The organism is Pseudomonas sp. GP01-A4 (assembly GCF_058780865.1).
This window is the reverse complement of the sequence record NZ_JBYSWF010000021.1, coordinates 1-13,237: the sequence shown is the minus strand read 5'-3', so window position 1 is coordinate 13,237 and position 13,237 is coordinate 1. Positions and strand designations below refer to the sequence as shown.

Genomic DNA, 13,237 nt, shown 5'->3' with positions numbered 1-13,237 from the left:
CCACTTTTTACGGCAGCCCAAAGGACGCACCATGAATCTGCCTCCCCGCCAGCAACAAATCCTCGAACTGGTTCGCGAACGCGGCTATGTGAGTATCGAGGAAATGGCGCAGCTCTTCGTTGTCACCCCGCAAACCATCCGCCGCGATATCAATCAACTGGCGGAAGCCAATCTGTTGCGCCGCTACCATGGCGGCGCAGCCTATGATTCCAGCGTTGAAAACACCGCGTACGCCATGCGTGCCGACCAGATGCGCGACGAAAAACAGCGCATCGGCGAAGCCATCGCCGCGCAAATCCCCGATCACGCCTCGCTGTTTATCAACATCGGTACCACCACCGAATCGATCGCGCGTGCGCTGCTTAACCACAGCCACCTGAAAATCATCACCAATAACCTCAACGTCGCCATGATGCTGAGTGCCAAAGACGACTTCGACGTACTCCTGACCGGCGGCAACGTGCGCCGGGATGGCGGTGTGGTAGGCCAGGCCAGCGTTGATTTCATCAACCAGTTCAAGGTCGATTTCGCCTTGGTGGGCATCAGCGGTATCGATGAAGACGGCAGCCTTCTGGACTTCGATTATCAGGAAGTACGGGTTTCCCAGGCGATCATTGCCAATGCGCGCAAGGTGATCCTGGCGGCGGACTCCAGCAAATTCGGGCGCAACGCCATGATTCGCCTGGGACCCATCAGTTTGATTGATTGTTTAGTCACCGATCAGCAGCCGGTCCCGGCACTGGTGCAACTGTTGAATCAGCACAAGATTCGACTGGAAGTGGTGTAAGCCTATACAGGGGGTGTCCTGCCCCCTGATGTTCACAAATTTTCCTTTGTTCGCCCTTCGATCAGTATTTTCAATCGAAGCGGGCTGGCTGTACCTGCGTTTATAAGCTACCATTTTCGCAAATGAACATTTATGTTCGAATTCCAATACGAAAAAGATTGCGAGGCCAGCCGATGAACCCTTCTACCTTGCCTGCCCCACCGCTTGCCGAAGTCTATGACGTCGCCGTTATCGGTGGCGGGATCAATGGCGTCGGGATTGCAGCAGACGCAGCCGGTCGCGGTTTGTCGGTATTCCTTTGCGAAAAGGACGACCTGGCCAGCCACACTTCCTCCGCGAGCAGCAAGCTGATCCACGGTGGCCTGCGTTACCTGGAGCATTACGAATTCCGCCTGGTGCGCGAGGCCCTGGCTGAACGTGAGGTGCTGTTGGCCAAGGCCCCGCACATCGTCAAGCAGATGCGCTTTGTATTGCCTCACCGCCCGCACCTGCGTCCGGCATGGATGATTCGCGCCGGCCTGTTCCTGTATGACCATCTGGGCAAGCGGGAAAAACTCGAAGGCTCCAAGAGCCTCAAGTTCGGCCCCGACAGCCCGCTGAAAAGCGAAATCACCAAAGGCTTCGAATACTCCGATTGCTGGGTCGACGACGCCCGCCTTGTAGTACTCAACGCCATGGCTGCGCGGGAAAAGGGTGCGCACATCCACACCCAGACCCGTTGCGTCAGCGCACACCGCAGCAAAGGCCTGTGGGAAATGAACATGGAACGTGCCGACGGCAGCCTGTTCTCGATCCGCGCCCGAGCGCTGGTGAACGCCGCCGGCCCGTGGGTGGCCAAGTTCATCAAGGATGACTTGAAGCTGGATTCGCCCTACGGCATCCGTCTGATCCAGGGCAGCCACCTGATCGTACCGAAGCTGTATGAAGGCGCCCACGCGCACATCCTGCAGAACGAAGACCAGCGTATCGTCTTCACCATTCCGTACCTGAACCACCTGACCATCATCGGCACCACCGACCGCGAATACACCGGCGACCCGGCGAAAGTGGCGATTACCGAAGGTGAAACCGACTACATGCTCAACGTGGTCAACGCGCACTTCAAGAAGCAGCTGAGCCGCGATGACATCGTGCACACCTATTCCGGCGTGCGCCCGCTGTGCAACGACGAGTCCGACAACCCGTCGGCCGTGACCCGCGACTACACCCTGGCGCTGTCCGGCACCTCGGGCGAGGCGCCGTTGCTGTCGGTGTTCGGCGGCAAGCTGACCACCTACCGCAAGCTGGCCGAATCGGCGATGGCACAACTGGCGCCTTACTTCACGCAGATGCGCCCAAGCTGGACGGCTACAGCCACCCTGCCCGGCGGCGAAAACATGAGCACGCCAGAAGCCCTGGCCGATGCAATCCGTAGCAAATACGACTGGGTGCCGAGCGAGATTGCCCGTCGCTGGTCCACCACTTACGGCAGCCGCACCTGGCGCCTGCTGGAAGGCGTGCAATCGCTGGCGGACATGGGTGACCACCTCGGTGGCGGCCTGTACACCCGCGAAGTCGATTACCTGTGCGCTGAAGAATGGGCCACTCAGCCCCAGGACATCCTGTGGCGCCGCAGCAAGCTGGGCCTGTTCACCACGCCGCAGGAGCAGGAGAACGTGCAGCGTTACCTGTCCAAGGTTGAACACAACCGCGGCAAGATCGAAGCGGCCTGATCAGCCCGACGTAAAAAAGCCCCTGCACCGAAAGGTCCAGGGGCTTTTTCATGCCTGCAGATGACGCTGATAGTGCAGGCCCATTTCACGAATCCCGCTGAAGGCTGAGCCCAGCAACACGGGATAAGCCGCCTGCAAAAAGCCCGGTGTGGCCGTCGCGAGGGCCCGCTCCAACCATAGGCAGGCCTGCACTTCGTCGCCGTCGTGAGCCAGCTCCGCAGCATGGTTGTATTGCCCGCGGAAATCCCCGGCCTCGGCTGAGCGCTGATACCACTGGCGCGCCAGTTGAACATCCTTGGGCACCACCACGCCTTCATGGTGGAACCGACCCAACAGGTTCATCGACTTGGCGTGCCCCTTGGCCGCAGCCTGGCGGAACAGTTCATATGCCGCGACAAGGTCACGCTCCACACCACGGCCACGCGTCAGCAACTGGCCGTAGTTATACAAACCCCAATCCAGCCCCAGATCGGCGGCCTTGCGGTAATGCCGCGCACTGTCTTCCAAGTCGACCTCGCAGCCCCAGCCATTCTCCAGGCAGCGCCCGATCATGTTGATCGCCATGGGGTGACGCTGCCGCGCAGCGATGCGAAACCAGCTCAACCCCAGCGCCTCATCCTTCTGCACGCCACGACCGTCGAGCAGCAGCTGGGCCAGGGTCGCCTGTGCGTCGGCATCTCCCAGCTGTGCCGCATGCATCACCCAGCGCACATAGGCACGCGGGTTATCACCGATATCCGAGGGCTCGCTGCCTGGCTGTGCGCTCTGCATTCCTGCCCCGAGTAGCGATCAAGGACCGCAAAAAGTTTCATGATTTATTTGGTTACAAAGTATTACATTTGAGATCGCTTATCAATTACGATCGCATCTCACTAACACCAACAAGAGATTACTCAATGGCTACCGGCATCAGTTCTGCCCCCCTCTCATCGCGGCATTTGCTCGCGTCGGCAGTGGGCCTGGCAGTGGCTGCGCAAGGAGGATTCAGTTACGCGGCGGAGCCCGCACCAGAAGACAACACAGGGGTCATCCAACTCGGCGCGACCAGCATCGAAGGCCAGGCCCCGAGCCAGAGCGTCTACAACCCTGCGGCGCCTTCTTCCCCCAAGTACACCGAGGCCCTGCGCGACACGCCGCAGACCATCACGGTGGTGCCCAAGGAAGTCATTCATGACCAGAACCTGCTGACCCTGCGCGACGTGCTCAGCACCGTGCCGGGGATCACCTTCGGGGCCGGCGAAGGCGGCAGCGGGTATGGCGACAGCATCAACCTGCGCGGCTTCTCCGCCAGCGGCGACATCTACGTGGACGGCGTGCGCGACAGCGCGCAGTACAGCCGCACCGACCCGTTCAACCTGGAGCAGGTCGAAGTCGTCAGCGGCGCAAGTTCGGTGTATTCCGGCTCCGGCGCGGTCGGTGGCACCATCAACCTGGTGAGCAAACAGCCGGAATTACGCGATAAAACCACCATCAGTGCGGGCATCGGCACCGATAACTACAAGCGCACAACCCTGGACACCAACCAGACGCTGAACGACACCACCGCGTTCCGCCTGAACCTGATGGCCCATGGTAACGACGTGCCTGGCCGCGATTATGAAGATTACGAACGCTGGGGCATCGCGCCCTCCATCGCGTTTGGCCTGGGCACGCCGACACGCGTCACCGTCAGTTACGAGCACCAGAAAGACAACAACACGCCGCAGTACGGCATCCCGATCTACAACGGCAAGCCCATGCCGGGCGTGGGTTGGAGTGACTACTACGGCTACCACAACATCAATGACCAGCAAATCACCTCGGACTCGTTCAGCCTGAAGCTCGAACACGACTTCAACGACGCCGTCTCGGTGCGCAACTTCACCCGCGTCGAGCGCGTTCGCCAGGACCTGCGCGCTTCCGGCCCCGAAGGTGCATTGACCGGCTGCCTGGCCAGCGGCACCCAGATCACCGGCGCCCCTTGCGCCGCAGGCCTGCAGCCAGGCTACTTCCAGCCAAGCGGCGGCTCACTGGGTAACGAGCGCAACACCCAGAACAAGATGTTCACCAACCAGACCGACGTCACCAGCCACTTCAGCACCGGGTTCATCGACCACACGCTGGTGACCGGCATCGCCATCAGCCGCGAGGAATACGAGGCGGATACCGGTAAATGGCTGACCAACGCCAACGGCAGCACCATCGTCCCACCACCGGTCAGCTACAGCGACCCGAACTCCGAATGGTCCGGCCCCGTCAACTTCACCCGGGCCGCCCACATTGACGGCGCGCTGAACAACCGCGCCGCCTATGCCTTCGACACGCTCAAGCTCAACCCACAGTGGGAAATCAACGGCGGCCTGCGTTACGAGCACAACGCCGGCAGCTCGGTGACCAATGCCTATTCCAGCACTGGCGTGGAAACGCCCGGCACTCGCTACGGCCAGGCGGATGACCTGACCTCCTACCGCCTGGCGCTGGTCTACAAACCGGTGGAAAACGGCAGCTTCTATATCGCCTACGGCAACAGCAAGACGCCGTCCCAGGCCAGCGTCAATGGGGGTTGCTACACCCCGGCCAAAAGCTCAAGCATCGCCACCAACAACTGCGATGTTTCCCCGGAAACCGCCGTCAGCTATGAGATCGGCACCAAATGGGACCTGCTCGACAATGCCCTCTCGCTGACGGGCGCGATCTTCCGCAATGACCGCACCAACTATAAAGTCGCCGACAATGACCCGAGCAACCTGAGCGGCACCCAGACCCTCGACGGCAAGGCACGTGCAGACGGTGTGGCGCTGGGCCTGAGCGGTCAGCTGACTGACCGCTGGAAGGTCTTCGCCAACTACACCTACCTGAACACTCGTGTGCTGCGCAGCGCCAGCGATTACACCCTGGCGACCACCGGCATCGACGTGCAGAAAGGCGAGCCGCTGACCTTCACCCCCAAACATGCAGCCAGCATCTGGACGGTGTACGACCTGCCCTACGACTTCCAGGTGGGCTACGGCATTACGGCGCAAACCAAGCAGTACCTGGTCAGCGCCGCCAACTCGCCGACTTCGCCCGGCTATGCGGTGCAGCGTGCGATGCTCGGTTACAAGGTCAACAAACAGTTGAACCTGCAGCTGAACATCAACAACCTGTTCGACAAGGAGTACCTCACCCGTATCCGCAACAACGGTTGGGCAGTGCCCGGCGATGGCCGCGCGGCAGTGGTGTCGGCCGACTACACGTTCTGACAGAGCCACACCCAAAAGCCCCGGGAGCCACACTCCCGGGGCTTTTTCATGGGCGATACAGGCCCACGCCGCCATTCGGTTTTCCGAACGCCATAGCTCAACCTATTCGGTTTGCCGGACCCAAACAGGAGAAAAAACCCGTAATACAAAGTTAATCTCTATATAAATCATATGGTTAACCTTTTATTTCTGGTCTGGCACGACTCATGCTCTACACTCGTAGGCGATTGCCTGAGGCGCCTCAGGAGCCGTCATAGGCTTTCGCAGTACTGTTTATATAAAAACGTGGCCGTCCCAACCGGTCTCATAAAAAAAACAAATGTCGAGGAAGTATTGATGCGCATCGTTCCCCATATCCTGGGCGCAGCTATCGCTGCTGCTCTGATCAGCACTCCAGTTTTCGCCGCCGAACTCACCGGCACACTGAAGAAAATCAACGACTCCGGCACGATCACTCTCGCTCACCGCGACAGCTCCATTCCGTTTTCCTATATCGCGGATGGTTCGGGCAAACCCGTGGGCTACTCCCACGACATTCAGCTGGCTATCGTTGAAGCCCTGAAAAAAGACCTGAACAAACCCGACCTGAAGACCAAGTACAACCTGGTCACCTCGCAAACCCGTATCCCGCTGATCCAGAACGGCACCGCGGATATCGAGTGCGGCTCCACCACCAACAACGCCGAACGCGCCCAGCAGGTTGACTTCACCGTCAATATCTTCGAAATCGGCACCCGCCTGCTGGTCAAGAAAGACAAGGAAGGCAAGCCGTCCTACAGCGATTTCGCCGACCTGAAAGGCAAGAACGTCGTGACCACCGCCGGCACCACGTCCGAGCGCATCATCAAGGCGATGAACGCCGACAAGCAGATGGGCATGAACGTCATCTCCGCCAAGGACCACGGCGAATCCTTCCAGATGCTGGAAAGCGGCCGCGCCGTTGCCTTCATGATGGACGACGCCCTGCTGGCCGGTGAAGAAGCCAAGGCCAAGAAGCCGGACGACTGGGTCATCACCGGTACTCCACAGTCCTTCGAAGCCTACGCCTGCATGGTTCGCAAAGACGACCCAGCCTTCAAGAAGGCCGTGGATGATGCGATCGTCGGCCTGTACAAGTCCGGCGAGATCAACAAGATCTACAGCAAGTGGTTCGAGAGCCCGATTCCACCAAAAGGCCTGAACCTCAACTTCCCGATGAGCGACAAGGTCAAGGATCTGATCGCCAACCCAAGCGACAAGCCAGCGCCTGACGTAAAAATCTGATACCTGACTAAGCTTATGTCCTGAGGGAGCCAACCCTCCCTCAGGCGTCTGTTGCTACCTGCTGGCTTTAATTTTGGAACACTCGACCTGGCGGTTTTCGAGCCGATCGCGTGTGCCTGGCGTTCACCGTCGGGCGGGAAAGGATCTTCCCCAAGCGGGTGCTTGTACATCGATCGATCTCGAGGGGAGACCCTAATGAATTACAACTGGGACTGGGGCGTGTTCTTCAAGTCCACCGGCGTGGGCAGCGAGACTTATCTCGACTGGTACATCGCCGGCTTGGGCTGGACCATTGCCATCGCCGTCGTGGCATGGATCATCGCCTTGCTGCTGGGGTCCATTCTGGGCGTCATGCGCACCGTGCCAAACCGCATCGTATCGGGCATCGCGACCTGCTACGTGGAACTGTTTCGCAACGTACCGCTGCTGGTTCAGCTGTTCATCTGGTATTTCCTGATACCCGACCTGCTGCCGCAGAACCTGCAGGACTGGTACAAACAAGACCTCAACCCGACCACCTCGGCCTACCTGAGCGTTGTGGTGTGCCTGGGCCTGTTCACCGCCGCCCGTGTGTGCGAACAAGTGCGTACCGGCATCCAGGCGCTGCCACGGGGCCAGGAATCCGCCGCACGCGCCATGGGCTTCAAGCTGCCGCAGATCTACTGGAACGTGCTGCTGCCCCAGGCCTACCGAATCATCATTCCGCCGCTTACCTCGGAATTCCTCAACGTCTTCAAGAACTCCTCCGTGGCGTCCCTGATCGGCTTGATGGAACTGCTGGCGCAAACCAAACAGACCGCCGAGTTCTCGGCCAACCTGTTCGAGGCCTTCACCCTGGCCACGCTGATCTATTTCACCCTGAACATGAGCCTGATGCTGCTGATGCGCGTGGTCGAGAAGAAAGTCGCCGTGCCCGGCCTGATCTCCGTGGGGGGTAAATAATGGACTTCGATTTCAGCGGCATCATCCCCGCCATCCCGGGCCTGTGGAACGGCATGGTCATGACCTTGCAGTTGATGGTCATGGGCGTGGTCGGCGGCATCATCCTGGGTACGATCCTCGCGCTGATGCGCCTGTCGTCCAGCAAACTGCTGTCGCGCCTGGCCGGCGCCTACGTGAACTACTTCCGCTCGATCCCGCTGCTGCTGGTGATCACCTGGTTCTACCTGGCGGTGCCGTTCGTGCTGCGCTGGATCACCGGCGAAGACACCCCGATCGGTGCGTTCACCTCCTGCGTCGTGGCCTTCATGATGTTCGAGGCGGCGTACTTCTGCGAAATCGTGCGGGCCGGCGTGCAGTCGATCCCCAAGGGCCAGATGGCCGCGGCGCAAGCGATGGGCATGACCTACGGCCAGACCATGCGCCTGATCATCCTGCCCCAGGCGTTCCGCAAGATGACCCCGTTGCTGCTGCAACAGTCGATCATCCTGTTCCAGGACACCTCGCTGGTCTACACCGTGGGCCTGGTGGATTTCCTCAACTCCGCCCGCTCCAACGGCGACATCATCGGCCGCTCCAATGAGTTCCTGATCTTCGCCGGTGTCGTCTACTTCATCATCAGCTTTTCCGCCTCGCTGCTGGTCAAGCGTCTGCAAAAAAGGTTTGCCGTATGATCTCTATCAAGAATATCAACAAGTGGTATGGCGACTTCCAGGTGCTGACCGATTGCAGCACCGAGGTTAAAAAAGGCGAAGTGATCGTGGTGTGCGGGCCGTCCGGCTCGGGCAAATCGACCCTGATCAAGTGCGTCAACGCCCTGGAACCGTTCCAGAAAGGCGACGTGGTGGTCGATGGCACCTCCATTGCCGACCCGAAGACCAACCTGCCGAAACTGCGCTCGCGCGTTGGCATGGTGTTCCAGCACTTCGAGCTGTTTCCGCACCTGACCATCACCGAAAACCTGACCATCGCGCAGATCAAGGTATTGGGCCGCAGCAAGGAAGAAGCCACCAAGAAGGGCCTGCAACTGCTGGAGCGCGTCGGCCTGTCGGCTCACGCCCACAAGCACCCGGGCCAGCTTTCCGGCGGCCAGCAACAGCGTGTGGCGATTGCCCGTGCGCTGGCGATGGACCCGATCGTCATGCTGTTCGACGAACCGACCTCGGCCCTCGACCCGGAAATGGTCAACGAAGTGCTCGACGTGATGGTGCAGTTGGCCCAGGAAGGCATGACCATGATGTGCGTGACCCACGAAATGGGTTTCGCCCGCAAGGTAGCCGACCGGGTGATCTTCATGGACGCCGGCAAGATCATCGAAGACTGCCCGAAAGAGGAATTCTTCGGCGACATCAGCGCCCGCTCCGAGCGTGCGCAGCACTTCCTCGAGAAAATCCTGCAGCACTAAAAGCACCACTGCTCCCCAGTGAAAACCGGGCTTGTGTGGGAGCTGGCTTGTGTGGGAGCCGGGCTTGCCCGCGATGCAGGCGCCTCGATGTGTCAGTTACACCGAGGTGATGCAATCGCAGGCAAGCCAGCTCCCACACGTGACCGCGCAAGCTGGCAGCTCTGGTTGACCCAAGGCATCTGTGATGAAATGCGACCCCAACCTCTTTCGCGCCGCGCCGCCATCACTTGCCGTGAAGCCTCGTCTGATTCGCCAATTGTTCCTGCCGCCGCTGATCATCGCCCTGATGATCGGACTGGGTTACGTCGGCTTCTGGATCAGCGAGTTCTATGGGATCCGCACCCTCAGCGATACCGGCGAACGCCAACTGGAATTGCACGCCCGCACCGTCGAGAGCGAACTCAGCAAATACACCTACCTGCCCAGTCTCCTGGAGCTGGAATCCAGCGTCTCCAGGCTGTTGGCCGACCCGAATCAAGAAACCCGCAAAACCGTCAACGACTACCTCGAAGGCCTGAACCGGCGCAGTCGCAGCCGGGCGATCTACGTGATGGACACCACCGGCCGTGTGCTGGCGACCAGCAACTGGCGCGATGCCGACAGTTACCAGGGTGAAGACCTGTCCTTCCGTGCCTATTTCCAGAATGCCGTGCGCGGCCAGCCCGGCCGGTTCTACGGCATCGGCAGCACCAACGGCGAACCCGGCTATTACCTGGCCCATGGTCTGGAAGAGCACGGCAAGATCATCGGCGTCGCCGTGGTCAAGGTACGTCTGGAAGCGCTGGAAGAGCGCTGGCAGCGGGCGCGCCTGGAGGCCTTCGTCAGTGACGAGAATGGCATCATCATTCTCTCCAGCGACCCGGCCCGTCGCCTCAAGTCCGTGCGGCCATTGAGCGATGACACCAAGGACCGCCTTGCCCACAGCCTGCAATACTACTGGGCGACGCTCAACGAGCTGGAACCACTGGCCCGCGAGCGCCTCAACGAAGGCACCGAGAAGTTGACCTTCCCGGCCAACAGCGAAGTGGTGGCCGACGAGCATGAGGTCAGCTACCTGGCCCAGACCCGCCCGCTGAACGACACCCCCTGGAATTTCACCCTGCTCACCCCGCTGAACGACCTGCGCCGGGCCGCCATCAACCAGGGCATACTGGTGGCCGTAGCCTTTGCGCTGGTGGCATTCCTGCTGATTGCCTGGAACGAGCGCCGAAAGGTGATTGCCACCCGCCTCGCCGCCCGGGAAGCCCTGCAGGAAGCCAATAACCAGCTGGAGCGACGGATTGCCGAACGCACCACCGACCTGCGGGCCAGCAACGAGCGGCTCAAGAGCCAGATTCGCGAGCGGCGCCAGGCCGAGGAAACCTTGCGCCGGGCCCAGGACGAACTGGTGCAGGCCGGCAAACTCGCGGCCATCGGCCAGATGTCCACCAGCATCGCCCATGAATTGAACCAGCCACTGGCCGCCCTGCGTACCCTGTCGGGCAACACCGTGCGCTTCCTTGAGCGTGGGGCGCTGGACACCGCCAGTGCCAACCTCAAGACCATCAACGAACTGATCGACCGCATGGGTCGCATCACCGCCAGCCTGCGCTCCTTTGCCCGGCGTGGCGATGACCAGGGCGAAGCCAATCTGGGCAAGGCGGTGGACGCTACGTTCCAGATCCTCGGCAGTCGCCTGGAGACCCTGCCGCTGACGGTGCACCGCCACTTCAGCAGCGCGCAGTTGCAGATCGACCAGACACGCCTGGAGCAGATCCTGGTCAACCTGATGGGCAACGCCCTGGATGCGATGCAGGCGCAACCGGCCCCCGAACTGTGGCTGGAAGGCGACATCGCCGACGGCAAATATCGCCTGCGGGTGCGCGATAACGGCCACGGGATTGATCCCGAGACCCGCAAGCATTTGTTCGAACCGTTCTTTACCACCAAACCCGGCGAACAAGGCCTGGGCCTCGGCCTGACGCTGTCGGCCAGCCTCGCGGCGGCGACCGGCGGCAACCTCGCCGTCGAGCATCCGGCCAGCGGTGGTACTGCCTTTGTCCTGAGTTTGCCGCTGGCGAGCCCTCAACAAGTCGAGTCGAAATGAACGCAGAAAAAACCACCGACCTGACCGTCCTGATCGTCGAAGACGACCCCCATGTATTGCTCGGCTGCCAGCAAGCCCTGGCCCTGGAAGACATTCCCAGCGTGGGCGTGGGCAGTGCCGAAGAAGCCTTGACCCTCGTCGGTGAAAACTTCGCCGGCATCGTCATCAGCGATATTCGCCTGCCGGGCATCGACGGCCTGGAGTTGCTGACCCGGCTCAAGGCCCTGGATAAAAGCCTGCCGGTGGTGCTGATCACCGGCCACGGCGATATCTCCATGGCCGTGGGCGCGATGCGCAACGGCGCCTATGACTTCATGGAGAAACCCTTCTCTCCCGAGCGCCTGGTGGACGTAGCCCGCCGCGCCCTGGAACAACGCGGTTTGGCCCGGGAAGTCTGGTCGCTGCGCCGGCAACTGGCCGAGCGCGATTCGCTGGAAGGCCGGATCATCGGTCGCTCCCCGGCCATGCAGAACCTGCGGGAATTGATCGCCAACGTCGCCGACACCTCGGCCAACGTGTTGATCGAGGGCGAGACCGGCACCGGCAAGGAATTGGTCGCGCGCTGCCTGCACGATTTCAGCCGGCGCCACTCCCACCAGTTCGTCGCCTTGAACTGCGGCGGCCTGCCGGAGAACCTGTTCGAAAGCGAAATCTTCGGCCACGAAGCCAACGCGTTCACCGGTGCCGGCAAGCGCCGCATCGGCAAGATCGAACACGCCCACGAAGGCACGCTGTTCCTCGACGAAGTGGAAAGCATGCCGATGAACCTGCAGATCAAGCTGCTGCGGGTGTTGCAGGAACGCACCCTGGAACGCCTGGGCTCGAACCAGAGCGTGGCGGTGGATTGCCGGGTGATCGCCGCGACCAAGTCCGACCTCGACGACCTGAGCCGCGCCAACCAGTTTCGCAGCGACCTGTACTACCGCCTCAACGTGGTGACCCTGGAACTGCCGCCGCTGCGTGAACGCCGCGAAGACATCCTGCAGTTGTTCGAACACTTCCTGCAGCAGTCGTCGCTGCGTTTCGACCGCACCGCGCCGGACCTCGACAACCAGACCCTGTCCAGCCTGATGAGCCATGACTGGCCGGGCAACGTGCGTGAACTGCGCAACGTGGCCGAGCGGTTTGCCCTCGGTTTGCCGGCGTTCAAGAAGAGCGGCGCCAGCAGCGGCAACCATGGGCTGGCCTTTACCGAAGCGGTGGAGGCGTTCGAGCGCAACCTGCTCAACGATGCCTTGCAACGCAGCGGCGGCAACCTGACCCAGGCCAGCCAGGAACTGGGGATGGCCAAGACCACGTTGTTCGATAAGGTCAAGAAGTACGGGCTGAGCCACTAGGAGCGCATTGTGGATTTATTGTTGAAGGCGGCATTGGGTGCGGGGGTGGTGTTGATTCTGGCGGCGCTGGCCAAGACCAAGAACTACTACATTGCAGGGTTGGTGCCGCTGTTTCCGACGTTCGCGTTGATTGCGCATTACATTGTCGGCAAGGGTCGGTCGGTGGAGGATTTGAAGACCACCATCGTGTTCGGGATGTGGTCGATCATTCCGTACTTTGTGTACCTGGCGACGTTGTATGTGATGGTTGACCGGATGCGTCTGGAGGCTTCGCTGGCGGTGGCGGCGGTGGCGTGGTTGATGGCGGCTACGATTTTGGTCAGCGTTTGGGTCCGGGTACACGCCTGACATACACCTATCAAAGATGCGGAGCCGGGTGGGTGTGTATATCCGTTATTTAGGTAACGGCCGCTATTGGTTCCGCTCTTACAGCGGCTCACTTTTGAACAGCGCAAAAGTAAGCAAAACGCTCTTGCCCCACCACTCG

Annotated in this window: 11 protein-coding genes; 10 read left to right on the top strand and 1 reads right to left on the bottom strand. The window is 60.8% G+C overall.

Features of this window, described 5'->3' with window-relative positions; all coding sequences use genetic code 11:
• The first annotated feature begins 31 nt into the window (after positions 1-31).
• Both AC3WKX_RS14460 and glpD read left to right on the top strand, forming a co-directional pair.
• A complete protein-coding gene (locus AC3WKX_RS14460) occupies positions 32-787 on the top strand; it encodes a DeoR/GlpR family transcriptional regulator (RefSeq protein WP_003208723.1) in 756 nt (251 codons plus the stop codon).
• A gap of 173 nt (positions 788-960) precedes the next feature.
• Complete coding sequence (gene glpD, locus AC3WKX_RS14455; protein ID WP_008433488.1) at positions 961-2,499, top strand: glycerol-3-phosphate dehydrogenase; 1,539 nt, start codon at positions 961-963, stop codon at positions 2,497-2,499.
• A gap of 48 nt (positions 2,500-2,547) precedes the next feature.
• On the opposite strand, the gene AC3WKX_RS14450 is transcribed toward glpD, so the two are convergent.
• Positions 2,548-3,270: a tetratricopeptide repeat protein gene (locus AC3WKX_RS14450; RefSeq protein WP_102604894.1), complete on the bottom strand. Its 723-nt coding sequence runs from the start codon at positions 3,268-3,270 to the stop codon at positions 2,548-2,550.
• A gap of 125 nt (positions 3,271-3,395) precedes the next feature.
• Here AC3WKX_RS14450 and AC3WKX_RS14445 point away from each other — a divergent pair, with 125 nt between their 5' ends.
• The 8 genes from AC3WKX_RS14445 to AC3WKX_RS14410 all read left to right on the top strand — a co-directional run bounded on the left by AC3WKX_RS14445 (position 3,396) and on the right by AC3WKX_RS14410 (position 13,098).
• Positions 3,396-5,720: a TonB-dependent receptor gene (locus AC3WKX_RS14445; protein WP_102604895.1), complete on the top strand. Its 2,325-nt coding sequence runs from the start codon at positions 3,396-3,398 to the stop codon at positions 5,718-5,720.
• Positions 5,721-6,056: 336 nt separating this feature from the next.
• Positions 6,057-6,983, top strand: coding sequence for a glutamate/aspartate ABC transporter substrate-binding protein (locus tag AC3WKX_RS14440; RefSeq protein ID WP_008433481.1), 927 nt, complete (start codon positions 6,057-6,059; stop codon positions 6,981-6,983).
• 195 nt (positions 6,984-7,178) lie between these two features.
• Positions 7,179-7,925 carry an amino acid ABC transporter permease gene (locus AC3WKX_RS14435; RefSeq protein ID WP_003208731.1) on the top strand — a complete coding sequence of 249 codons (747 nt, stop codon included), beginning with the start codon at positions 7,179-7,181 and terminating at the stop codon, positions 7,923-7,925.
• Positions 7,925-8,596: an amino acid ABC transporter permease gene (locus AC3WKX_RS14430; RefSeq protein WP_003208733.1), complete on the top strand. Its 672-nt coding sequence runs from the start codon at positions 7,925-7,927 to the stop codon at positions 8,594-8,596. Before AC3WKX_RS14435 ends, AC3WKX_RS14430 begins: the two co-directional genes overlap by 1 nt.
• Positions 8,593-9,327 (top strand): amino acid ABC transporter ATP-binding protein, encoded by a 735-nt coding sequence (locus tag AC3WKX_RS14425; RefSeq protein ID WP_003208734.1) that lies wholly within the window; start codon positions 8,593-8,595, stop codon positions 9,325-9,327. The genes AC3WKX_RS14430 and AC3WKX_RS14425 overlap by 4 nt, the downstream gene beginning before the upstream one ends.
• A gap of 184 nt (positions 9,328-9,511) precedes the next feature.
• Entirely contained in the window at positions 9,512-11,413 is a 1,902-nt protein-coding gene (gene aauS, locus AC3WKX_RS14420; RefSeq protein ID WP_003208735.1) for a two-component sensor histidine kinase AauS, read from the top strand.
• Complete coding sequence (gene aauR / locus AC3WKX_RS14415; protein ID WP_003208736.1) at positions 11,410-12,750, top strand: two-component response regulator AauR; 1,341 nt, start codon at positions 11,410-11,412, stop codon at positions 12,748-12,750. The genes aauS and aauR overlap by 4 nt, the downstream gene beginning before the upstream one ends.
• 18 nt (positions 12,751-12,768) lie before the next feature.
• Positions 12,769-13,098: a GlpM family protein gene (locus AC3WKX_RS14410; protein ID WP_172834602.1), complete on the top strand. Its 330-nt coding sequence runs from the start codon at positions 12,769-12,771 to the stop codon at positions 13,096-13,098.
• The last annotated feature ends 139 nt before the right edge of the window (positions 13,099-13,237 follow it).